Source organism: Bradyrhizobium sp. AUGA SZCCT0283 (genome assembly GCF_018130385.1).
Classification (GTDB): Bacteria; Pseudomonadota; Alphaproteobacteria; order Rhizobiales; family Xanthobacteraceae; genus Bradyrhizobium.
On record NZ_JAFCLU010000013.1, the window covers coordinates 131,914 to 152,310 of the forward strand.

A 20,397-nucleotide genomic window follows, 5' to 3' on the forward strand; every position below is an offset into this window, starting at 1 on the left:
GAGACCGCTTATTCCGCGGCTTGATGGATGCCGTGCCCGGCGACAGTGGTTTCGCCGAGATCGAGCTTGAACAGGTCGACAGCATTGCGCCGGCCGATCTTCAGGCGATCGTTCTCGCTGATGCTGGCGCTGTTGAACCAGTCGGAGGCGTGATCGACGTTTTCGAACGGCCAGTCGACCGAGAACAGAATGCGGTCCGCTCCGATCTCGAGGATGGAGTCGATCAGCGTTTGGGTGCGGAAATTGCCAGACGTGGTCAGGAAGAAGTTGGCATTGAAGTAGTCGCAGATCTTCTTCTTGGCCTTGTGCTTCGGCGGCGCCTTGACCCAGCCGTTGCGATGATCCACGCGCCACATGCTGTAGGGTAGCCCTTCGCCCATATGGCCCAGGATGATCTTGAGTTTTGGATAGGCATCGAACAGGCCCGATCCCATCAGGCGCAGGGCGTGCACCGCGGTCTCCTGTCCGAACGCCCAGGTCGGGCCCATCAGCCACGGATGTCCTTCATAGATCGCGCAGTCTTCCGGCAGCGGATTCCGCGGGTGCAGGTAGAAGGGCAGGCCGGTCTTCTCGACCGCCGCCCAGAACGGCCAGTATTGCGGCAGGTCGTAATAGACCGGCCGCTTGCCGTCGCCGATCTGCGAGAAGCCGTTCACCAGCGCGCCGCGGAAACCGAGCGTGTTAATGCAGCGCTCGAGTTCCTTGATCGCGAGATCCGGATCCTGCATCGGCAGCGCGGCAAAAGCCTGAAAGCGCGACGGGCGCTTGGCGACCTGCTCGGCGAGGAAATCATTGGCCCGGACCGCAATCTCGTTGGCGCGGCCGACATCAGGTATAGCCTGCACGGCGGGCGCGTTCAGCGACAGGATCATCATCTCGACGCCGTGCTTGTCCATCTGCGCCAGCCGCTTGTCCTGGATATCCAGGAGGCGCTCCTTCAGCTCCGGCCAATAGGAGTCGGGGACGAAGCCCGCCGAGTCCATCAGCGTGTCCGGGATGGCGAAATGTTCCTCTAACGCGATCTTGCCCTGCATGTCGTCCTCGCTGATGTCTGATGTTGATTAATATTGGCCTTGCGGGGTCAGCCCGAGCGCGAGCTGGCCGTACATGGTGCCGACGGCATCCCAGTTCATGCTGATGTGGCGGCCGACGGCATTGGCGTCGCGCCAGGCACGCTGCACCGGATTGGAAAGATCGAGGCCGAGCCCGCCGGTCGAGGCGTTCAGCGCTTCGGTGGCGCGAATGGCCAGGGCTACCGAAAACGCCTGGCCGCGGCGGCTGACGATGCGGTCCTCGATCGAAATCGGCCTGTGATCGCGTGCGGTGCCCGCGCGGTCCCTGAGATCGCGCAGCAGCACTTCGCGCGCCGCATCGACCGAGGCGCTCGCTTCCGCGACCCGCAACTGGATGGTCGGGAAATCCGCCATGCGATTGTTGTGGCCCGCCACCGCGCCGCGGGTGATCCGCCTGGAGGTGACTGCAAGATAGTCTTCCAGCGCGCCGGCAGCGGCGCCGACCGCGGCCGATGCCAGGCAGGAGGGAATGTTCGACAGCATCGGGATCGAGAAGGTGGGGTTATTGGCATAAAGCGCGGCGCCCGGCGTCTTTCCCGATGTAGTGTCGGCGAACGACAGCAGGCGGTGCGCGGGCACGAACACATCCGACAGCACCAGCGTCTTGCTGCCGGTGCCGCTGAGGCCGACGACATTCCAGGTGTCGTCGATGACGTAGTCGGACGCCGGGACCAGCAGGAAGGCCGGCGCAAACTGGCCGCTCTCGGTCTTCGACGGCAGCAGCGCCGCGCACAGCGACCATTGCGCGTTGTCGCAGCCGCTGGCGAACGACCAGCGCCCGGTCAGGCGATAGCCGCCTTCGGCCTCGATCGCCTTGGCCGCCGGCGCGTAGGAGCCGCAGGCCACCGCGTCGGGATTGCCGGCCCAGACGTCGCACTGCGCGGCCTCGGAGAATCCCGCGATCAGCCATTGATGGGCCGCGAGCAGGCCGCCGACCCATGCCGTCGAGGCACAGCTTTTCGCAAGCTCGACGTTCAGTTCGACCAGCACATCGAAATCGTGCTCGTAGCCGCCGAACATCGCCGGCTTGACGATGTCGAAATAGCCGATGTTGCGCAGGGCAATGATGTTCTCTTCCGGAACGCGCCCGGCCTTTTCCGTGGTGTGGGCGCGCGCCTTGATCTGCGGCGCGATCTGCGCCACGCGGCTCCGCAACTCGGCAATATCAGGGCGAAGCGACGGCTGTGCCGGCACGTCCTTCAACTGGGCGACTGATACCATTGGTTTGCTCCGTGTCTTCGATTGGTTTGAAAAGCGGTCGGGTGGCTGGCGCGGTTCATGCGGCCTGGCTGTCGTGCGGCACCGAGAAACAGTAGGTCGCATCCTGGTAGATCAGCGGCTCGATCGGATCGCGCACGTTCACGGTCTCGGCCTCGCCGATGAAAATCGTGTGCGTGCCGTAGGGCACGGCGGCTGCCTTCTTGCAGAAGATGTTGATCTGCGCGTCGGCGAGGTAGGTGACGCCCTCGGCCGAAGTCATCCAGTCGCCGAGCCCGAACCGTTCTTCGGCCGGGAGCGCGCCGCTGAAGGCGGATGAAAGCGGGACCTGATCGCGGCGCAGTACGTTGACGCAGAACCGGCGCGCCAGCAGCATGATGTCATGCAGCAGCGTTGCCTGGTTGATGCAAACGATCAGGGAAGGGGGATCAAGCGACAGCGACGTCACGGCGGTCGCTGTCATCCCGTGCCGGCGATCCTGGTCAGCCGAGGTGATGACCGACACCGCCGCGGGAAATCGCCGCAACGCGCGCTTGAACGTTTCACGCAATTCGTCGGATGCGGAATCCAGCGACATGGTTTCCTCCACTGAAATCCGCTCTTGTCCGGCGGCTTAACTTTCGCGAACAATAATTGCATTTGCAAATATAGGTCAAGATAAATTTTCAAATGCAACAATTGCCTTGAAAAACGATTCATGTCCGGCTATTGGGAGACTGCAAAAGTTGCACCAAGGCAGGACGCAAGACTTTGTACAGACTGACAAATTCCTTTCCATACTTGCTCAACCGCGTCGGCGTGCAGATGGGTGAGCTGTTTTCCAGGCGCATTGCCGGCTACGGCGTGACCCTGCCGATGTATCGCGTGATGGCCGCGCTTTGGGAGGCCGGCGATCAGCGGCTCGGGGATCTCGCTGCGATGACGACGATCGAGATATCGACGTTGTCGCGGCTGGTCGGGGAGATGAAACGGCGTGGTCTCGTCACGCGCGCGCGGCTGAAGGACAACGGCCGCACCGTTGCGATCAATCTCACGCCGAAGGGGCGGTCACTGGTCGAAGAGCTGATCCCGATCGCCATCCGCTTCGAGGAGGTTGCGGTGCGCGATTTCCCGCCGAAGAATATTTCGGACCTGAAGACAATTCTGGCAGAGATCTACGAGAGCCTGAAGTCGCTCGAACCCGAGATCGAGGAAGCGAACAAGGCGCGCAAGGCGGCAAAGTCAAAAGCCTGACGTCTCCGCGGAGATGGCGGCCTTCCAGGCAAGGCCCGCGTTCGACGAATCCGCTTGCGGCCGCTTGCCGGGAAGCGCGTCGGGCGAATACGCGCCGGAAGAAGTTGCTCCGCTGCCCGGCGGCGGATCGGCCCGGGCGAGCGCCGCCAGGTCTTCAGCTGCGCATGGCGGCGCGGAAGCCGACGAAGCTCAACGCGCCCGCCACGGTGACGGCAATCCAGCTCGCCAAGAACGGCACATCAACGCCATTCAAGGTGACGGACCACCCCATTACAATCCGGATCAACTGCAGAAGTGCGATCAGGGCAAAGATGGCGGCGGCAAGCTTGCAAAAGGTTCTTGTGGTCATTGCCGATCTCCGATGGCCCACGAGGACGTGTTCGTCCACGCAGCTAAAATGGGGAGGGACCGGCGCGGCGGCCACCCTCCTTGGAGGGGGAAGAGGTTTAACTGAGCCACTTTCGATGTGTCGCACAATCGCCGTTTCGCGACGTCGCGGGCCGGGACCTTGGCGCCTTTGAGACGTTCCGACGGCGACTGAGGATGTCTGTTTATCTAATGTGATCGGTGTACCGTGAAAACGACGCGAACGATTCTTACATGCAGATCGCATGCATCATCCCAGTCGAGGCAATCATGACAGCCGATTTGTGGGCGTTAGTTGCGGCCATGCTGCTGGCCGTCGGTCAGCTTACCCTATCCAGTGTGCTGACACTCCGTCAGCTCGGGGGTGTTTGGGTCGCAGGGCCCCGCGATGAAGCGCGCGAGGTTACAGGTGTAAGCGGGCGCTTTGTTCGGGCGCACCGCAATCTGCTTGAGATATTTCCACAGTTCGTCGCCGCACTATTCCTGGTGCATGCAGCTCAAGCCGTTGGATCACTGTCGACAATTGGGGCTTGGTTGTTCGTCATCGCCCGGCTCGTTTACGTTCCCGCCTACGCCTTTGGCCCTGTGGGTGTACGGCCAGTCTGTTGGCTCGCCGCACAGGTGGGGATTTTCATGATCGTGGTCGACTTGTTTGTTTGAACACGCGGGATAAGCACGTATCGCGTCCAGTGACGGCGCATCGCGTTGATATCGGCATGTCTGCCTCTGCGCCGCTCTTGGAGGCTAAGCGGACACCTTAGTTCGCCGCCGCACGGCGCTTGCTCCGGCCTGCGACCTCGGGATAGCCGTGCAGCATCACCTTGTCGGCCTGCACGCCCCAGCTTTCCAGCCGATCCAGAAAACTCATGCCGAGCAGGTTGGTCTTCATCTGCCCGCGCGGCACCACCAGCGCCGGCACCGATTTCTCGACGAGCTGACCTACCGCGAGGCGATCGAGCGTCAGCCGCGCCGCCTTGGTGTGGCCGCCGGCGGTTTCGACGTCGACATTGTATTCGAGCATCTCGATCGGCAGGCCGATCGCCTTCGCCGTCTCCCAGGTCAGTACCACCGACGTCGCGCCGGTGTCGATCACCATCGGCGCCTTGACGCCGTTGATCTTGGCATGCAGCGCGAATTCGCCGGCTTTGCCGCGCGCGATCTGCACGGCGGGCGCCGGCTCCTGGCTGCGTTGCCGCAGCATTTTCGTGACCGAGTTGCTGGCGCGCGCGATCTGGGCCGGATCGCCATAGGCGACGACGGCGCCGGCGGTGGCGGCGAGCATCGCCAGAACGAGCATGATGCGGATCACTGCGCGCCTCCGCCGGTTCGTCCCGCGATCAGCCGTGCTCGGCGCGCGGCGGCATCTGCACGAGGCCGGCCTCCGCCATGCGCGCCGCAAGCCCTTCCATCACGGCCAATCGCTCCGCTGTCTCCATGCGGTGCCAGCGCGCGATCTCCGGCAACGTTCGTCCGCAGCCGAAGCAGAGTTTGGTTCTGGGGTCCATCATACAGACTGCGATACACGGCGTTTCTTTGCTCATTTATCGATAGTGAAATGGTTTGCGTCCCTTGCGCAAGCGCTGCAGTTACAGCCCGGTTCCTGCACTCATGATCGGCTTGTGACGCGCCCGCCGCTTGTCGTCGGCGGACGCTGCGGCGTTGGGTTCCGGCTGCAGGGGCGGGGCATCCTCGGCCATCGGCGCCAGCGCGCTCATCACGCGCTCCGGCGGGAAGGTGACGATGACTTCGGTGCCGATGCGCAATTTCGATTTCAGCGTGAAGGTACCGCCATGCATGTCGATCAGGCTCTTTGCGATCGGAAGCCCCAGCCCCGCGCCCTGTTCGGCCGATTTGATCGAGTTGGAGCCCTGGCCGAACGAAGCCAGCACGATCGGAATCTCGTCCTCGGCGATGCCGGAGCCGTTGTCCTTGACGCTCAGATATTGCCCGCCGGAAGCGGTCCAGCCCACCTTGAGCCAGATCTCGCCGCCTTGCGGGGTGAACTTGATCGAGTTGGACAGCAGGTTGAGCACGACCTGGCGCGTGGCGCGTTCGTCGCCCCAGATCCTGGGCATGCCGTGCTCGAACACCTCGTGGATGGTGATGCCGCGGCTGGTCGCGCGCAGCTTCAACAGATGGTGGCAGTCGGCCACGACATGCACCAGCGACACCGCTTCCTCGTTCAGTTCGTAGCGGCCGGCTTCGATCCGCGACAAATCGAGAATCTCGTTGATGAGATTGAGCAGGTGAACGCCCGAACTATGGATGTCGGCGGAATATTCCTTGTACACCGGCACCGTATGCGCGCCAAAAATTTCGCTCTTCATCACCTCGGAGAAGCCGAGGATCGCGTTCAGCGGCGTTCGCAGCTCATGGCTCATCTGCGCCAGAAAGCGCGACTTGGCGACGTTGGCGGATTCGGCGCGGTGCCGCGCTTCGTCCGAGATCGCCTTGGCCTGTTCGAGCTCGCCGATCAGCGCGTCCTTTTCGGCGCGCGCTTCCAGGGTCGCCAGTGTCGTCGAATGGAGCTGATGGGCGAGCAGGGCGAAATAGGCTTCGGCGGCGACCGCGAGCAGCGCGAGTGCGTAATTGTCGAAGGTTCCGCCCAGCACGAAATTGAGCGCGATCGCCGCCGTCACCGGCGCGGTCGCCGCCATCGCCGCAATGGGGAGCGTCGCCGCCAGCATGCTCGACACCGCGATCACCAGCAGCATCAGGAACATCATCATCGTGTTCGAGACGACGTCGAGGCCAGCCGGATGCAGCAGGATCGCCGTCCAGCACAGGCCGTAGAGCAGGTCGAGCAGCACGAACCGGGTTTGCCATTTGCGCGTGGCGGCGAGTGTGGGCTGCTCGCCGAGGAAGCGCCTGCAATTGCGAATGATGGCGGCATGGATGCAGAGCATGCCGACGGTCCAGACTGCGGCCGGCACGGCGTACTTCCAGAGGCCGAACAGCACGCCGGTCGCAACCACCAGCAGCATGACAACGAAGGAGGCCGATACCCGGGTTTGGGCGTATTGCCGGAGCAATTCGGTATCGAAGGCCGGGCGGGTACCGCTTGATGACGTTAAGCGGTCCCGCGCCTCGCGCACCCGCTGCGCCGCCACGCGCCGGGTGTTGACCGGCTGTGTGACCGGCGCTTCTGCCGGAAGCTGGACAACCTCAGGCTTTTCTGCGGGGTTACTCATCAAACAACACAAATCCTGCCCGCGAACCGCGCGGACTCTTGCATTGTCTATCTGTGCCGCAAAATCATTAAGCGATGACTTATAGAGAGCTAAAAACTTCCGTTAACGACGGGTTAAATTAACCTATCGGGCGGGCGGAACCCCCGCTTCTGACGGGATAAGAAGCGGGGCCATCCTCTTTGCCTTAACCTGTTTTTTTAACTCACCGCTCCAGCCGGGCCATCAGGCTCGACGTATCCCAGCGCTTGCCGCCCATCTTCTCGACCTCGGCGTAGAACTGGTCGACCAAAGCGGTCACCGGCAGGTTGGCGCCGTTGCGGCGGGCTTCGGCGATGCAGATCGAGAGATCCTTGCGCATCCATTCGACCGCAAAGCCGAAATCGAACTTGCCCTCGTTCATGGTCTTGTAGCGGTTCTCCATCTGCCAGGACTGCGCCGCGCCCTTGGAAATGGTCTCGATCACGGCCGGAACGTCGAGCCCCGACTTCTTTGCGAAATGAAGGCCCTCGGACAGGCCCTGGACCAGGCCCGCGATGCAAATCTGGTTGACCATCTTGGTGAGCTGGCCGGCGCCGGCGGGCCCGAGAAGCTTGCACATCCGCGCGTAGGCGCCGGCGATGATCGGCTCGGCCGCGGCATAGGCATCTTCCTTGCCCCCGCACATCACCGTCAGCACGCCGTTTTCCGCACCCGCCTGACCACCGGACACCGGCGCGTCGATGAACTTGAAGCCTGCCTTGGTGGCGGCGGCGTCGAGCTCGCGGGCAACTTCGGCGGAGGCGGTGGTGTGATCGACGAAGATGGCGCCCTTTTTCATGCCGGCGAAGGCGCCATCGGCGCCGATCGTGACCGCACGCAGATCATTGTCGTTGCCGACGCAGCACATCACGAAGTCCTGGCCTTCGGCCGCTTCCTTCGGCGTCGGCGCGGTGCGCCCGCCGAATTTATCCGCCCATTCCTTCGCCTTGGCCCCGGTCCGGTTGTACACGGTCACCTCGTGGCCGCCTTTTTTCACCAGATGTCCTGCCATGGGGAAGCCCATTACGCCGAGACCGAGAAAAGCGACTTTAGCCATGTGTGTTACCTTGAAGTTTTGCCGGCGATTGGGCTAGCCGGACGGTGTTCTTGAGGGAGCCGCACCATAACCTCTGCGCAGGGGAGGGCAACGCCTTCGTTTGGCGGGCGGGGCCGGATTCGTGCTAGGATAGTGGCTTCAAGAACCTCACAAAAAAGGGAGTGACATCGCATGGGCGTCAGCGTGGGCGTGCTCGACCATTTCAACATCCGGACCCGCAACCTTGCCGATACGGTCCGGTTCTATGAGGACATTCTGGGCCTGGAAAAGGGCGCCCGGCCGAACTTTGCTTTCCCCGGGGCGTGGATGTACAGCGAGGGCAAGGCGGTGGTGCACCTCGTCGATATCTCCAGGACCGAGGAACCGCAGAAGCCCGATTCCGGCGTCGTCCACCATGTCGCGTTCGCCAGCTACGGCTTTGACGGCATGAAGCGGCGGCTGGAAGCGAAGGGCATGGCTTACGACTCCCGGCAGGTGCCGGGCGGCGACCTCTGGCAGATCTTCGTCAATGACCCCAACGGTGTCATGATCGAGCTGAACTACGAAGCCGCCAAGGAGCAGACGGCCTCAGCCCCCGCCGAGCGGCGCGATGATGTGGGAGCGAGGTAGCCTTTTGCGCTGAACCGCTCTATGGGTCGCATCGGACTGGCATAGCGTTTTGCAACGAGGCCCGCTGTTCGGATTTGGTCCGAGGCGGATCGGGTCGCGTCAAGAAAGCGCGTCAATACAAGAGAGTAGAGCCCGGTTCTCAATCAGAACCGAAAGGGCTTCAGGAGATGCGCGAGTGAGCGTTACGCAGCAACAGGTTCTGGATTCCCTTAAGCAGGTGGCGTCGCCGCGCGGCGTCGCCTTGACCAACGCCAACGTGCTGTCGGCGATCTCGGTCACCGACGGCAAGGTGTTTTTCTCCATCAACGTCGACGCTGCGGAAGCCCGCGCCTGGGAAAGCGTGCGCGCGCAGGCCGAGGCCGCCGTGCGCGCGATTCCCGGCGTCACCGCGGCGATGATCGCGCTGACGGCCGAGCGCAAGCCGGGCTCGCCGCCATCCGTGCCTGCGCCGCATCGGCACGCGCATTCACATTCTCCCGGCGTGCAACCGGCTTCCGCGCACCGTCCGCCGCAAGGCGCAGCGTCGCCGATGTCGAAACAGGCGGAGATCCCGGGCGTTGCCGCTGTCATCGCGGTGGCCTCGGGCAAGGGCGGCGTCGGCAAGTCGACCACCGCGCTCAACCTGGCGCTGGGCCTGCGCGATCTCGGCCTGCGCGTCGGCCTGCTCGATGCCGACATTTACGGCCCGTCGGTGCCGCGGCTAACCGGCATCCATGAGAAGCCGCAGCTCGATGACAACAGGAAGATGATTCCGATCCAGCGCTTCGGCCTTGCCATCATGTCGATCGGCTTCCTGGTGGAGGAAGACACCGCGATGATCTGGCGCGGGCCGATGGTGATGTCGGCCATCACCCAGATGCTGCGCGACGTGGCGTGGGGCACGCTCGATATTCTGGTCGTCGACATGCCGCCCGGCACGGGCGATGCGCAATTGACGCTGGCGCAGAATGTGCCGCTGAAGGGAGCGGTGATCATCTCGACCCCGCAGGATCTGTCGCTGATCGACGCGCGGCGAGGGCTCGCGATGTTCAAGAAGGTCAACGTGCCGGTGCTCGGCATCGTCGAGAACATGAGCTACTTCCAGTGCCCCGAATGCGGCACGCGCTCGGACATTTTCGGTCATGGCGGCGCGCGGCATGAAGCGGAACGGCTGGGTGTCCCGTTCCTGGGCGAGATCCCGCTGCACATGTCGATCAGGACCACCTCCGATGACGGTAACCCGGTGGTGGCGAGCGACCCGGACGGTCCGCATGCCGCGATCTATCGGGCCATCGGGACCAAGGTCCGCGACCAGCTTCAGGGCGTCATCGCCGCCGCCTGAAGCCCCTTTATCTGTGCCCCCTAAGACTTTGGTTTAACTCAGTGCAGTCATGCCTTTGTCGCGTTTTCGATAGCGAACTTCCGTGTTAAAGCCGCCCCGCCAGAGCGCCCCGGATGACGTGGAATTCGCCCCGCCGGAGATCACGCTCGAGGAATATGGGAAACGCCCCGTCGTAAGGAGACTCGAATGAAGCGTCGTGATTTTTTGAAGGTTTCAGCGGCCGGTGCTGCCGCGACAGCCGTTGCCTCGCCGGCGATCGCGCAATCGTCGCCTGAGATCAAATGGCGCCTGACGTCGAGCTTCCCGAAGTCGCTCGACACCATCTATGGCGGCGCTGAACAGGTGTCGAAATACGTCGCCGAAATGACCGACAACAAGTTCCAGATTCAGGTGTTCGCGGCCGGCGAACTCGCACCGGCTCTGCAGGCGCTCGACGCCACCTCCAACGGCACTGTCGAGATGTGCCACACCGTCTCCTATTACTATGTCGGCAAGGACCCGACCTTTGCGATCTTCGCCTCGGTCCCGTTCGGCCTCAACGCCCGCCAGAATAACTCGTGGTGGTATCAGGGCGGCGGTGAAGCGCTCGGCAACGAGTTCTTCAAGAAGTTCGGCGTGATCGGCTTCCCCACCGGCAACACCGGCACCCAGATGGGCGGCTGGTTCCGCAAGGAGATCAAGACAGTTGCCGACCTGTCGGGCCTCAAGATGCGCATCGGCGGCATCGCCGGTCAAGTGCTGCAGAAGGTCGGCGTGGTGCCGCAGCAGCTCGGCGGCGGCGACATCTATCCCGCGCTCGAAAAGGGCACCATTGACGCGGCTGAGTGGGTCGGTCCCTACGACGACGAAAAGCTCGGCTTCGCCAAGGTCGCGAAGTACTACTATTATCCAGGCTTCTGGGAAGGCGGCCCGACGGTTCACTCCTTCTGCAATCTCGAGAAGTGGAATGCACTGCCGAAGAACTACCAGGCAATCCTGACCAATGCGTGCGCCAACGCCAACAGCTGGATGAACGCGCGTTACGACATGCAGAATCCGGCGGCGCTGAAGCGTCTGGTCGCCGGCGGCACGCAGCTTCGTCCCTTCACCAATGAAGTGCTGGAAGCCTGCCTGAAGGCCACCAACGAATTGTGGGCCGAGATCTCCGGCAAGAACGCCGACTTCAAGAAGTCGATCGACGCGATGCAGGCTTACCGTTCCGACCAGTATCTGTGGTGGCAGGTTGCCGAATACACCTATGACAGCTTCATGATCCGCTCGCGCACGCGCGGCTGATACGTAGCGTTTTCGGGCGAAGCATGCCCTCGGACTTGATCCGTGGGTGGTTACCGGTTCACGTTAAGAAAACGCGTCAAAAGGAAATGGAGCCTGGCCCCTGAGGGCCAGGCTCTATCCACACGTGCAGAAAGAGGCCCGGTCTCCTTGAGAGGCCGGGCTTTTTTGCGTTTTGCAGCCGGTCGGGGATGGAAATCGGGAACCGGATGTTCCATGCTGGCGGCAAGCCTCGCCAAGAAGGCTGACACGTGCAACCAACAGGGATGGATTCAATGAAAAGAAGAGATTTTCTTAAAGTAACCGGCATTGGCGCGGCGGGCGCCGCAACCTTGGCGGCCCCCGCCATCGCGCAGTCGATGCCGGAACTCAAATGGCGTTTGACGGCGAGCTGGCCGAAATCACTGGACACCTTGTGGGGCGGCGTCGAACTGATGGTCAAACTCGTTGCCGAAGCCACCGACAACAAGTTCCAGATTCAGGCCTTTGCCGGCGGCGAAATCGTTCCCGGCCTGCAGGCGCTCGATGCCGTGCAGAACGGCACCGTCGAGATGGGCCATACCGCCTCCTATTATTATTTCGGCAAGGATCCGACCTTTGCCTTCGGAACGGCCGTGCCGTTCGGTCCCAACCAGCGCCTCAACCAGGCCTGGTACATGCTGGGCGGCGGCAGGGACCTGCTCAACCAGTTCTACAAGAGCTACAACGTCACCTCGTTTCTGGCTGGCAATACCGGCTGCCAGATGGGCGGCTGGTTCCGCAAGGAGATCAACACCGTCGACGATCTGAAGGGGCTGAAGATGCGCATCGGCGGCTTTGCCGGCCGCGTGATGCAGAAACTGGGCGTCGTGCCGCAGCAGCTTGCCGGAGGCGACATCTATCCCGCGCTCGAAAAGGGCACGATCGACGCGGCGGAATGGGTCGGGCCCTATGACGACGAGAAGCTCGGCTTCAACAAGGTCGCGCCGCATTATTACTATCCCGGCTGGTGGGAGGGTGGCCCGATGCTGCTCGGCCTCGTCAATCTGGATAAGTGGAATTCGCTGCCGAAGGCCTATCAAAGCGCCATCGAGCAGGCGGGGCAGGCCGCCAACAGCTGGATGATGGCCAAATACGATCAGGGCAATCCGCCGGCGCTGAAGAAATTGCTCGCCGGAGGTACCAAGCTCCATGCCTTTTCACCGCCGATCATGCAGGCCTGCCTGAAGGCGACCAAGGAATTGTACGCCGAAACCTCGGCGACCAATCCGAACTTCAAGAAGGTGCTGGAGTCGATGAACGCGTTCACGTCAAACGGGTACCAGTGGTTCCAGGTGGCGGAGCTCGGTTACGACAGCTTCATGGCGCGCAATCCGCAGGGTTGACCGTGTCGTAACGGCGTTTTCGAGCCAAGCATGCCCTCGGACTCGATCCGTGGGGCGAGAGCGGTTCGCGAAGAAAACGCATCAAGACAAAAACCCCGGAGCCAAGCTCCGGGGCTTTTTTGCGACGATGAAGTTCTCAGGGGTTGGTGATCGCCTGACCAATGCGTTCAGTGAAGTAGCTGATACTGCACGATGTAGGCGGCGACCCCGCCGAAGTAACCCAGCAGCGCCAAGCCGCTGATGCGCCGTACATACCAAAAGAAGTGGATCTTTTCGAGCGCCATCGCGGCTACGCCTGCGGCCGAACCAATGATCAGGATCGATCCGCCTGTACCGGCGCAGTAGGCAATGAATTCCCAAAGAAAACTGTCGGGCGGATATTGCGTCAGGCTATACATCCCCATGGATGCCGCCACCAGCGGAACATTGTCTACGATGGCGCTGAGCAGGCCCAGCATGACCACGATGATGTCCTGGCGCCCGACGCTCGAGTCCAGCCATTTGGCGAGCTTTTCGAGAATGTGGGCGTGCTCCAGGGTAGCAACCGCCAACAAGATTCCGATGAAGAAGACGATCGAACCCATGTCGATCCGAGTCAGCGCGTGAACCAGGGTAAGCCGCTTCTTCTCGTCGTCTTCCTTATCCCGATGAACCAATTCACCAACCGTCCAGAGAATGCCGAGGCCAAAAAGTATTCCCATGAACGGCGGTAGGTGAGTGATGGTCTTGAACGCCGGTACCATCACGAGAATGCCCAGCCCGAGGAAGAAAGTGAGATTGCGCTCGAACAGGCTGGTTTGGAAACCATCTTGTTCGACCCGGGGCGGCGGAACAACCACTTGTCCCCTCAACTGGAAGCTTACGACGAGCAGCGGGACGACAAGGTTGATCAGCGATGGCAGGAATAGCGCCTTCAGGATCGCGAGGGGCGTGATCTGACCTCCGATCCAGAGCATCGTCGTCGTTACATCGCCTATTGCCGACCAGGCGCCACCGGCATTAGCCGCGATCACGATCATTGCCGCGAAAAACAGGCGATCTCTCTGGTCGCCTAACAGCTTCTTCATGAGCGAGATCATGACGATCGTTGTCGTCAAATTGTCGAGCACCGCGCTCAGGAAGAAGGTCACAAAGCCAACGAGCCACATCAAGGTTACTTGCTTCCTGGTGCGGATGAGCGAGGTGATGACTTCAAACCCGTTATGCGCGTCGATCACCTCGACGATCGTCATGGCTCCGATCAGGAAGAATACAATTTGAGCGGTGGACGAAACCGACTCGTTCAGCTGTCGTTCGACAAGGGCGTGATCGCCGCTCCATACGGCGTAAACCGTCCACAGCAACCCGGCACCGACCAGTGCCGAAGCCGACTTGTTGATCTTGATCGGATGCTCCAGCGCAATGGCGGCGTATGCGATGACGAAAATTACGACGATTGCGCCTATCAAGTCCGGTCTCCTCAATAGGGCATAAAGTGGATTGATCAGCCAGGCCGGCCGTTCCCGCGCTCACAGATATTGAACGCTCGAAAGCACGTGCAATTCTGCAACGTTGAGAGACGGGATCAGTTCTTGGGTGGCGGCCCAAAGTCCAGCGGCGGCATCTCCTCGATCTGCGGTACCTCGATCTTGATGGTGCTCGGGTCGACTGTCGATGCTGCGCCCTTATAGTGCATCACCATCTGCGGGAACGCGATCACCAGCAGCACCATGATGACCTGAATCACCACGAACGGCACGGCGCCCCAATAAATCTGGCCGGTCGTGACCGGATCCATACGCTTGCCGGTGACACGATCGATGTAGGATTCTTTCGGGGCGACTGAGCGCAAATAGAACAAGGCGAACCCGAACGGCGGATGCATGAATGACGTCTGCATGTTGACGCCGAGGATCACGCCGAACCAGATCAGGTCGATGCCGAGCTTTTCCGCCACCGGCCCGAGCAGCGGGATGATGATGAAGGCGAGTTCGAAGAAGTCGAGGAAGAAGGCGAGAACGAAGACAAGCGCGTTGACGAAAATGAGGAAGCCGACCTGGCCGCCGGGGAGGGACGTCAGCAGGTGCTCGACCCATACGTGGCCGTTCACGCCGTAGAAGGTCAGCGAGAACACGCGCGCACCGATCAGGATGAAGACGACGAAGGCGGAAAGCTTCGCGGTCGACTCCGTGGCTTGCCGGATCAGGTCCCAGCTCAGCCGTCGCTTGGCCGCTCCGAGTATGATCGCACCGGCAGCGCCCATCGCGCCGCCCTCGGTGGGGGTCGCGATGCCGATGAAGATCGTACCGAGCACAAGGAAGATCAGGAACAGCGGTGGCACCATGACAAACGTTGTTTGTTGCGCCATCGCGGACAGGAAGCGGAACCCTGTAAGTTTGTCGATCACCCAGTTCAGGACGGCGACGAAGAATGCGAACAGGATACCGTAGAACATGCTCAGCACGACGAAATCGGCGCCGTGGGTATCAGAGTGCCGCATCATGAACCAGCCGAAAGCCACGCTCGCCAGCGTGAGCACGCCGAGCGAAAGCAAGCCGCGGCTGCCATCCTTCTCGCGGAAGCCAATGGCGTCTGGTGGCAGCCCCGGCGCCGCCTTCGGGAAGATCATCGTCACGAGAAAGGCATATCCGGCATACAGGCCCGCAAGCACCATGCCAGGAATGAAGGCGCCTTCGTACATGTCGCCGACCGACTTGCCGAGCTGGTCGGCCATCACGATCAGAACCAGCGAGGGCGGAATGATTTGCGCCAGCGTGCCTGACGCCGCGATGATGCCCGTCGCCATCCGGCGGTCGTAGCCATAGCGCAACATGATCGGCAGCGAGATCAGGCCCATCGAGATGACGGAAGCGGCAACGACGCCGGTCGTTGCCGCGAGCAGGGCGCCGACGAACACGACGGCGTAGGCGAGGCCGCCGCGGATGGTGCCGAACAACTGCCCGATGGTATCGAGCAAGTCCTCGGCCATGCCGGATCGCTCCAGAACCAATCCCATGAACGTAAAGAACGGGATCGCGAGCAGCGTGTCGTTGTTCATTACGCCGTAAACGCGCTCGGGAAGCGCTTGCAGGAAGTCCGGGCGGAACTCGCCAAGTTCGATGCCGGCGACAGCGTAAAGCAGGCCGACCGCACCGAGCGAAAACGCCGCCGGATAGCCAAGCAGCAGCATGACCACCAGCGACGCGAACATAATCGGCGCCATGTTGGCGATAAGAAAGGCTGTCATCTCTTGTCCTCTGCCACCGCGCCTGCGATCAGCGTTTTTCGATCGCCTCGACCAGGTGTTCGACCTCGGCCTCGAGCGCGTGTACCTGTGATGCGTGTGGATCCGGAATAAGGCCGCGCATCACGGCGATGCGCTTGATCAGTTCGGAAATGCCCTGAACCAGCAAGAACGCGAATCCGATGATAACCAGCGATTTGGCGGGCCATTGCGGAAGCCCGCCTGCGTTGCCCGATTGCTCGTTAACCTCGAGCGACCGCATGAAGAACGGACCGCCGGTGATGATCATGACGATGCACAGCGGCATCAGAAAGAATGCGTGTCCAACGACGTCAATCACGTTACGTGCGGTTTTTGGCAGCGCATTGCTGACGATGTCGATCCGGATGTGTTCGTTATCCAGCAAGGTCCACGGCGAGCAAAGGAGAAAGACGATGCTGAAAAGCACCCATTGAAGCTCCAGCCATGAATTGGAAGAAATGTCGAACGTTTTGCGCATAACGGCATTGATGGCCGATATCACGACGGCAACAAGAATCAGCCAGGCCAGGCGCTTGCCCGTCCACCTCGTGAACGCGTCGATTCCACGGCTCAGTTTCAAGAGCGCTTGCAACGGTATCCCTCCCCAATTCGCATCTGCAGTCTTGACGGCACCCTGACGGCGCAGCGGCTTATCGAGCCCGGCTAGCATGAAGCCACCGCACCAAACCAGCGGTAGCCGCCGTCGTCAATTGGAAGTTTGTTGATATAGAAAGGGAATTAGCCCTGTGGATCGGGGTCGTCCACCCCCAGGCCCCGGCCAACCCGGACCCGGGGCTTGCTATTGCTTTTGCGGGCCGAAATCCAGCGGTGGGAGCTCGATTTCCGGCACCACGATTTTGACCTTGCTGAGATCGACGTCGAGCGGCTTGTCGAGCAGAGCCGTCACCGTGACGGGGAAGGCGATCACGATCGCGACCATGATCGCCTGCAGGCCGATCCAGGGTAGCGCCCCCCAATAGATGTCGGAACTCTTGACCTCCTTCGGCGCGACGCCACGCAGATAGAACAGCGCGAATCCGAACGGCGGATGCAGGAACGACGTCTGCATGTTGACGCAGAGCATGACGCCGAACCAGATCAGCGCGGCGTCCGGCCCCACCACCGGCGCCAGCACCTTCTGCGCGATCGGCGCCACCATCGGCAGGATGATGAAGGCGATCTCGAAGAAGTCGAGGAAGAACGCCAGGAAGAAGATGAAAAGGTTGATGAAGATCAGGAAACCCCAGACGCCGCCGGGAAGCGAGGTCAGGTGGTCCTCAAGCCAGACGCCGCCGGAGACGCCGAGGAACACCACCGAGAAACAGGTCGAGCCGATCAGGATGAACACCACCATGGTGGAGAGGCGCATCGTCGACTGATAGCCCTGCTTGATCAGGTCGCGCAGGTCCGGGATGCGGACGGCTTCGAGGCAGAGCCAGACGACGGCGAGATAGACCACCGCGAAAGTCAGCTTGAACAGCTTGCCCTCGCCGAGCAGCACCCCGATGATCGCGCCGATGCCGGTGGCGACGACACCGATGAGCAGCATCTTGTGTCCTTTGCTGCTCAGATCCTTGTGGTGAATCGCGGCGAGGACGATGGCGCCGATGGCGCCCATCGCGCCGGCTTCGGTCGGCGTCGCAAGGCCGAGCATCATGGTGCCCAGCACCACGAAGATCAGAACGGCCGACGGGATGATGCCCATCAGGCATTTGCGCCAGAGCGGCCAGCCGGTCAGCGTCCGCGCGTCCTTGGGCACCGCCGGCACGTGATGGGGCAGGAAGAGCCCGAGGAAGAACGTGTAGCCGGCGAACAGGGCGATCTGGAGCACCGATGGCCCCCAGGCGCCGAGATACATGTCGCCGACCGACTTGCCGAGCTGGTCGGCCATCACGATCAGCACCAGCGAGGGCGGCACCAACTGGGTGATGGTGCCGGACGCAGCGAGCACGCCGGTGATGTAGCGCACGTTGTAGCCATAGCGCAGCATGACCGGCATCGAGATCAGCGCCATGGCGATGACTTGCGCTGCCACCGTGCCGGTGATCGCGCCGAGGATGAAGCCGACGATGATGACGGAATAGCCGAGGCCGCCGCGGATCGGGCCGAACAACTGGCCCATCGAATCCAGCATGTCCTCGGCAAGGCCGCACCGCTCGAGCACGGAGCCCATGAAGGTAAAGAACGGAATCGCCAGCAGCAATTCGTTGGAAAGCACACCGCCGAAAATGCGGCCCGGAATTGCCTGCAGGAAGTTCATGTCGAAGAAGCCGAGATAGATCGACAGGAACCCGAACGACAGCCCGAGTGCTGCCAGCGTGAAGGCCACCGGAAAGCCGATCAGCATGGCCAGAATCAAGCCGCCGAACATCAGCGGCGGCATCATCTCCAGCGTGATCATTGGGTAGGCCTCTCGTACTTCGCATCGATCACGACATAACCCTTCAGTGCAGCGATGCGCTTGATCACCTCGGAGACGCCTTGCAGCGCCAGGCAAACGAATCCCACGGGAACGACGAGCTTGATCGGCCAGCGCAGCAGGCCGCCGGCATTGCTCGAAGCCTCGCCGACGGCGTAGGCCTGCATGAAGAACGGCCACGACAGATAGCTGAGCAGCAGGCAGGACGGGATCAGGAAGCAAAGCGTTCCGATCATGTCGAGCCAGAGCTGGCCGCGCTCGGACAGCATCAGGTAGAGAATTTCAACGCGCACATGCTCGTTCTTCTTGAAGGTATAGGAGGCGCCGAACATCACGAAGATGGCGAACATGTACCACTGCAATTCGAGCCAGCTGTTGGAGCTGTAGCCGAAGGCGTAGCGGATCATCGCGTTGGCGGCGCTCACCACGCAGGCTGCGAGCACGAGCCAGTTGCAGATGCCGCCTAGTTTCTCGTTGAGCCAATCGATTGAATTACTCAGTGCCAACAATGGGCGCATTACGCTCTCCTCGGACACGTCATCGACGCGCCGGATTATTCATTGATATTGCGTTGCCGCCCCGCACCAGGCGCCCAGAGCTGCCAACGCGGCAATCGCGCGGTTTCGTTCCGGCGCGAAAAACGCGCGGATCCACAGCTCATTCGCTGGAGCGATTGCAACGATAGTCCTCCCCCAATCTCGCGCTACCGCCGTCTTGACTGCACCTTGAAGATGCAGCGGCCTGTTGCGGCCGTGCTGGCGTGAAAGCAGCCGCACCATTTCAGCGCGGCGGGTCGGCGTCAATTGGGGAATGGAAAATCGGCGCGCAGGGTCAATTTGTTGCGCGAAAGCCTTGACTTGGTACCGAAAATTTCAACCGCCGGTAACGCTCATGTGGCGGCTGACACTGGGGCGGTTATGCCGGCGGTCGATGATGAAGTCGTGGCCCTTCGGCTTCAGTCCGATGGCGCGATCGATGGTGGCCGACAGCAGGTCGTCGTCGGGGGAAGCCCGTAGCGGTTTGCGCAAATCGGAGGCATCCTCGTGGCCGAGGCAGGTATGCAGCGTGCCGGTGCAGGTGATCCGTACCCGGTTACAGGACTCGCAGAAATTATGCGTCATCGGCGTGATGAAGCCGAGCTTGCCGCCGGTCTCGGCCACGCGGACATAGCGGGCGGGGCCGCCGGTATCGTCGTCCAGGTCGGTCAGCGTGTAGTGCTTGGCGAGGCGGGCGCGCAGAAGCGACAGCGGCACGTACTGATCGATGCGGCCTTCGCCGATGTCGCCCATCGGCATGACTTCGATCAGCGTCAGCGCCATGCCCTTGCCGTGCGCCCATTCCATCAGCGCGGGGATTTCCTCCTCGTTCATGTTCTTCAGGGCCACCGCGTTGATCTTGACCGCAAGGCCCGCGTCGCGCGCAGCCTCGATGCCGGCCAACACCTTGTCGAGATCGCCCCAGCGCGTGATGGCGCGGAACTTCTGTGCATCGAGCGTGTCGAGCGAGACGTTGACGCGGCGGACGCCGCAGTCGCGCAATTCGCCGGCGAAGCGCGCCAGTTGCGAAGCGTTGGTGGTCAGCGTCAGTTCATCGAGCGCGCCGCTTGAAAGATGCCGCGACAGCGAGCGCACCAGCGACATCACGTTGCGCCGGACCAGCGGCTCGCCGCCGGTGAGGCGGATCTTGCGCACGCCCTTGGCGATGAAGGCCGAGCACAGCCGGTCGAGTTCTTCCAGCGTCAGGAGATCGGCTTTCGGCAGGAACGTCATGTCCTCGGACATGCAGTAGAAGCAGCGCAGGTCGCAGCGATCGGTCACCGACACGCGCAGATACCGGATGGTCCGGCCGAACGGATCGACCATCGGCTGGAACCGCTGATCGGATGAAGTCAACGAGGAACCGCTCATAGCCTGCCTTGCTGGTTTCGGCGCGGGGCGCCCCGCGACGTCGCTAGCACAATCTAGGCACCTTCCAGGGCGCCTACAATCCGCAACCTGCCGGAGCAGGGTGCG

The 20,397-nt window shown here is 61.9% G+C and carries 19 protein-coding genes and 1 pseudogene; 6 read left to right on the plus strand and 14 right to left on the minus strand.

The genetic code is table 11. The annotated features are described in order from the left end of the window. Positions 1 to 8 precede the first annotated feature (8 nt). Genes JQ624_RS19545 through JQ624_RS19555 form a run of 3 tightly spaced genes read right to left on the minus strand, consistent with a single transcriptional unit; the run spans position 9 to position 2,868 of the window. On the minus strand, positions 9 to 1,034 hold the full coding sequence (locus JQ624_RS19545) for an amidohydrolase family protein (RefSeq protein ID WP_212420526.1): 1,026 nt from the start codon (positions 1,032 to 1,034) through the stop codon (positions 9 to 11). Positions 1,035 to 1,061: 27 nt separating this feature from the next. Beyond that, positions 1,062 to 2,294: an acyl-CoA dehydrogenase family protein gene (locus tag JQ624_RS19550; protein WP_212420527.1), complete on the minus strand. Its 1,233-nt coding sequence runs from the start codon at positions 2,292 to 2,294 to the stop codon at positions 1,062 to 1,064. 55 nt (positions 2,295 to 2,349) lie between these two features. After that, entirely contained in the window at positions 2,350 to 2,868 is a 519-nt protein-coding gene (locus tag JQ624_RS19555) for a flavin reductase family protein (protein WP_212420528.1), read from the minus strand. A gap of 173 nt (positions 2,869 to 3,041) precedes the next feature. Here JQ624_RS19555 and JQ624_RS19560 point away from each other — a divergent pair, with 173 nt between their 5' ends. Continuing rightward, positions 3,042 to 3,524, plus strand: coding sequence for a MarR family winged helix-turn-helix transcriptional regulator (locus JQ624_RS19560; RefSeq protein ID WP_212420529.1), 483 nt, complete (start codon positions 3,042 to 3,044; stop codon positions 3,522 to 3,524). Positions 3,525 to 3,678: 154 nt separating this feature from the next. Here JQ624_RS19560 and JQ624_RS19565 read toward each other — a convergent pair whose 3' ends face one another. Then, positions 3,679 to 3,873, minus strand: coding sequence for a hypothetical protein (locus JQ624_RS19565; protein ID WP_212420530.1), 195 nt, complete (start codon positions 3,871 to 3,873; stop codon positions 3,679 to 3,681). Between the two features lie 287 nt (positions 3,874 to 4,160). On the opposite strand from JQ624_RS19565, the gene JQ624_RS19570 reads away from it, so the two are divergent. After that, complete coding sequence (locus JQ624_RS19570; RefSeq protein WP_212420531.1) at positions 4,161 to 4,550, plus strand: MAPEG family protein; 390 nt, start codon at positions 4,161 to 4,163, stop codon at positions 4,548 to 4,550. A gap of 97 nt (positions 4,551 to 4,647) precedes the next feature. Here JQ624_RS19570 and JQ624_RS19575 read toward each other — a convergent pair whose 3' ends face one another. The 4 genes and pseudogenes from JQ624_RS19575 to JQ624_RS19590 form a co-directional block, all read right to left on the minus strand. Further along, positions 4,648 to 5,199, minus strand: a complete 552-nt coding sequence (locus JQ624_RS19575; RefSeq protein ID WP_212420532.1) for a TIGR02281 family clan AA aspartic protease — start codon at positions 5,197 to 5,199, stop codon at positions 4,648 to 4,650. Between the two features lie 28 nt (positions 5,200 to 5,227). Beyond that, a complete protein-coding gene (locus JQ624_RS19580; RefSeq protein ID WP_212420533.1) occupies positions 5,228 to 5,431 on the minus strand; it encodes a DUF1289 domain-containing protein in 204 nt (67 codons plus the stop codon). Positions 5,432 to 5,476: 45 nt separating this feature from the next. Next, positions 5,477 to 7,081 (minus strand): HAMP domain-containing sensor histidine kinase, encoded by a 1,605-nt coding sequence (locus tag JQ624_RS19585; RefSeq protein WP_212420534.1) that lies wholly within the window; start codon positions 7,079 to 7,081, stop codon positions 5,477 to 5,479. Positions 7,082 to 7,283: 202 nt separating this feature from the next. Further along, positions 7,284 to 8,165: pseudogene (locus JQ624_RS19590) on the minus strand (NAD(P)-dependent oxidoreductase); the annotation flags it as partial. A 162-nt stretch (positions 8,166 to 8,327) separates the two neighbouring features. Between JQ624_RS19590 and JQ624_RS19595 the strand changes: the two are divergent. The 4 genes from JQ624_RS19595 (at position 8,328) to JQ624_RS19610 (ending at position 12,722) form a co-directional block, all read left to right on the plus strand. Beyond that, entirely contained in the window at positions 8,328 to 8,765 is a 438-nt protein-coding gene (locus tag JQ624_RS19595; protein ID WP_212420536.1) for a VOC family protein, read from the plus strand. A 175-nt stretch (positions 8,766 to 8,940) separates the two neighbouring features. Beyond that, the gene (locus JQ624_RS19600) at positions 8,941 to 10,086 is read left to right on the plus strand and encodes an Mrp/NBP35 family ATP-binding protein (RefSeq protein WP_212420537.1); all 1,146 of its coding nucleotides are present in this window, start codon (positions 8,941 to 8,943) and stop codon (positions 10,084 to 10,086) included. A gap of 186 nt (positions 10,087 to 10,272) precedes the next feature. Further along, positions 10,273 to 11,361: a TRAP transporter substrate-binding protein gene (locus JQ624_RS19605; protein ID WP_212420538.1), complete on the plus strand. Its 1,089-nt coding sequence runs from the start codon at positions 10,273 to 10,275 to the stop codon at positions 11,359 to 11,361. Between the two features lie 272 nt (positions 11,362 to 11,633). After that, positions 11,634 to 12,722, plus strand: a complete 1,089-nt coding sequence (locus JQ624_RS19610) for a TRAP transporter substrate-binding protein (RefSeq protein WP_212420539.1) — start codon at positions 11,634 to 11,636, stop codon at positions 12,720 to 12,722. Between the two features lie 167 nt (positions 12,723 to 12,889). On the opposite strand, the gene nhaD is transcribed toward JQ624_RS19610, so the two are convergent. The 6 genes from nhaD to moaA all read right to left on the minus strand — a co-directional run bounded on the left by nhaD (position 12,890) and on the right by moaA (position 20,292). Continuing rightward, on the minus strand, positions 12,890 to 14,170 hold the full coding sequence (gene nhaD / locus JQ624_RS19615; protein ID WP_212420540.1) for a sodium:proton antiporter NhaD: 1,281 nt from the start codon (positions 14,168 to 14,170) through the stop codon (positions 12,890 to 12,892). A gap of 116 nt (positions 14,171 to 14,286) precedes the next feature. Further along, positions 14,287 to 15,948 (minus strand): TRAP transporter large permease subunit, encoded by a 1,662-nt coding sequence (locus JQ624_RS19620; protein ID WP_212420541.1) that lies wholly within the window; start codon positions 15,946 to 15,948, stop codon positions 14,287 to 14,289. A 28-nt stretch (positions 15,949 to 15,976) separates the two neighbouring features. Further along, a complete protein-coding gene (locus tag JQ624_RS19625; protein ID WP_212420601.1) occupies positions 15,977 to 16,558 on the minus strand; it encodes a TRAP transporter small permease subunit in 582 nt (193 codons plus the stop codon). A 207-nt stretch (positions 16,559 to 16,765) separates the two neighbouring features. Next, a complete protein-coding gene (locus JQ624_RS19630; RefSeq protein ID WP_212420542.1) occupies positions 16,766 to 18,367 on the minus strand; it encodes a TRAP transporter large permease subunit in 1,602 nt (533 codons plus the stop codon). Beyond that, positions 18,364 to 18,903: a TRAP transporter small permease subunit gene (locus JQ624_RS19635; protein WP_212420543.1), complete on the minus strand. Its 540-nt coding sequence runs from the start codon at positions 18,901 to 18,903 to the stop codon at positions 18,364 to 18,366. The genes JQ624_RS19630 and JQ624_RS19635 overlap by 4 nt, the downstream gene beginning before the upstream one ends. A gap of 354 nt (positions 18,904 to 19,257) precedes the next feature. Further along, the gene (gene moaA, locus JQ624_RS19640; protein WP_212420544.1) at positions 19,258 to 20,292 is read right to left on the minus strand and encodes a GTP 3',8-cyclase MoaA; all 1,035 of its coding nucleotides are present in this window, start codon (positions 20,290 to 20,292) and stop codon (positions 19,258 to 19,260) included. Positions 20,293 to 20,397: the final 105 nt, after the last annotated feature.

Bases quoted from the DNA above. Each gene is read 5' to 3' on its own strand.
- JQ624_RS19545 (WP_212420526.1), bottom strand. From the start codon at position 1,034: ATGCAGGGCAAGATCGCGTTAGAGGAACATTTCGCCATCCCGGACACG.
- JQ624_RS19550 (WP_212420527.1), bottom strand. From the start codon at position 2,294: ATGGTATCAGTCGCCCAGTTGAAGGACGTGCCGGCACAGCCGTCGCTT.
- JQ624_RS19555 (WP_212420528.1), bottom strand. From the start codon at position 2,868: ATGTCGCTGGATTCCGCATCCGACGAATTGCGTGAAACGTTCAAGCGC.
- JQ624_RS19565 (WP_212420530.1), bottom strand. From the start codon at position 3,873: ATGACCACAAGAACCTTTTGCAAGCTTGCCGCCGCCATCTTTGCCCTG.
- JQ624_RS19570 (WP_212420531.1), top strand. From the start codon at position 4,161: ATGACAGCCGATTTGTGGGCGTTAGTTGCGGCCATGCTGCTGGCCGTC.
- JQ624_RS19580 (WP_212420533.1), bottom strand. From the start codon at position 5,431: ATGAGCAAAGAAACGCCGTGTATCGCAGTCTGTATGATGGACCCCAGA.
- JQ624_RS19585 (WP_212420534.1), bottom strand. From the start codon at position 7,081: ATGAGTAACCCCGCAGAAAAGCCTGAGGTTGTCCAGCTTCCGGCAGAA.
- JQ624_RS19595 (WP_212420536.1), top strand. From the start codon at position 8,328: ATGGGCGTCAGCGTGGGCGTGCTCGACCATTTCAACATCCGGACCCGC.
- JQ624_RS19605 (WP_212420538.1), top strand. From the start codon at position 10,273: ATGAAGCGTCGTGATTTTTTGAAGGTTTCAGCGGCCGGTGCTGCCGCG.
- JQ624_RS19610 (WP_212420539.1), top strand. From the start codon at position 11,634: ATGAAAAGAAGAGATTTTCTTAAAGTAACCGGCATTGGCGCGGCGGGC.
- JQ624_RS19620 (WP_212420541.1), bottom strand. From the start codon at position 15,948: ATGACAGCCTTTCTTATCGCCAACATGGCGCCGATTATGTTCGCGTCG.
- JQ624_RS19630 (WP_212420542.1), bottom strand. From the start codon at position 18,367: ATGATCACGCTGGAGATGATGCCGCCGCTGATGTTCGGCGGCTTGATT.
- JQ624_RS19635 (WP_212420543.1), bottom strand. From the start codon at position 18,903: ATGCGCCCATTGTTGGCACTGAGTAATTCAATCGATTGGCTCAACGAG.
- moaA (WP_212420544.1), bottom strand. From the start codon at position 20,292: ATGAGCGGTTCCTCGTTGACTTCATCCGATCAGCGGTTCCAGCCGATG.